This window comes from Natranaerovirga pectinivora (genome assembly GCF_004342165.1).
Lineage (GTDB): Bacteria > Bacillota > Clostridia > Lachnospirales > DSM-24629 > Natranaerovirga > Natranaerovirga pectinivora.
Genome location: NZ_SMAL01000029.1, coordinates 1 through 1,129, shown reverse-complemented (window position 1 = coordinate 1,129; position 1,129 = coordinate 1). Strand labels below are relative to the sequence as shown.

The 1,129-nt window shown below is 43.0% G+C and carries 8 tRNA genes; all 8 read right to left on the bottom strand.

Annotated features, from left to right (window positions below):
* Positions 1-247 precede the first annotated feature (247 nt).
* Positions 248-321 (bottom strand) — tRNA-Arg (locus tag EDC18_RS14415).
* Positions 322-410: 89 nt separating this feature from the next.
* Positions 411-496, bottom strand: a tRNA-Leu gene (locus EDC18_RS14410).
* A 36-nt stretch (positions 497-532) separates the two neighbouring features.
* Positions 533-605 (bottom strand) — tRNA-Val (locus tag EDC18_RS14405).
* A gap of 36 nt (positions 606-641) precedes the next feature.
* A tRNA-Pro gene (locus EDC18_RS14400) sits at positions 642-715 on the bottom strand.
* Between the two features lie 19 nt (positions 716-734).
* Positions 735-808, bottom strand: a tRNA-Asp gene (locus EDC18_RS14395).
* A gap of 18 nt (positions 809-826) precedes the next feature.
* Positions 827-900, bottom strand: a tRNA-Ile gene (locus EDC18_RS14390).
* Between the two features lie 5 nt (positions 901-905).
* Positions 906-978: transfer RNA gene (locus tag EDC18_RS14385), tRNA-Thr, on the bottom strand.
* A 56-nt stretch (positions 979-1,034) separates the two neighbouring features.
* Positions 1,035-1,106: transfer RNA gene (locus tag EDC18_RS14380), tRNA-Glu, on the bottom strand.
* Positions 1,107-1,129 lie beyond the last annotated feature (23 nt).

Below are 1,129 nucleotides of genomic sequence, written 5' to 3'. Positions count from 1 at the left end.
TTAACATGTTAAAGGGAATTGAGGATAAGTGCATTATTTTTTTACAAAAAAATAATGTTGAGGTTTTTACACCCCAACATTTATTATAGAACCTATTTTTTTTGTGTATAGAATTCTCTTTCCCATAAAATAGAACATTCGAAAACACTTGATAGGCAGAAATAAAGGTGACTTTAGACTTCTAATTTGAAAAAAGGCATAAAAAAACTCCCCACCTGTAATATTACAAATAAGGAATTCTTAGTAACGTGCGCAGAAGGATTTGAACCCTCGGCCTTCTGATCCGTAGTCAGACGCTCTATCCAGCTGAGCTATGCGCACAATTATTCATTTTTATTCTTATAAAGCACAAAAATCTAGTAATATTACTATCTCTAGATTTTGTTAAAAGCACTTGGGTGCTTTTATAATGCCGGAGACCGGAATCGAACCGGTACGGTCGGTAAGGACCGCAGGATTTTAAGTCCTGTGCGTCTGCCAGTTCCGCCACTCCGGCATATGGTTAAGTTATATAGATTTATAAAATCTATAGTGGGCGCAACAGGGCTCGAACCTGTGACCCCCTGCTTGTAAGGCAGGTGCTCTCCCAGCTGAGCTATGCGCCCATATGCCGTTTTACATTATTAAATTTTAATTTGAAGTCTGAGTGACAGGAGTTGAACCTGCGGCCTCTAGAACCCCATTCTAGCGCTCTACCAAGCTGAGCTACACCCAGACAGTATGTCTGAGATAAACGACCCAGAAGGGACTCGAACCCTCGACCTCCGGCGTGACAGGCCGGCGTTCTAACCAACTGAACCACTGGGCCATATGTAATTTTCTTAAGTGGGCCTTCAGGGACTCGAACCCCGGACCAACCGGTTATGAGCCGGTTGCTCTAACCAACTGAGCTAAAGGCCCTCAGAAGCCGACGATCGGACTCGAACCGATAACCTGCTGATTACAAGTCAGCTGCTCTGCCAATTGAGCCACGTCGGCATATCTTGGTTATACATTAATATTACATATGTTATTCTTTCAAATTTGAAAGATAGTGACCCATAGGGGAATCGAACCCCTGTTACCGCCGTGAAAGGGCGGTGTCTTAACCGCTTGACCAATGGGCCTTATTTAATTTAAAGTGAAACTC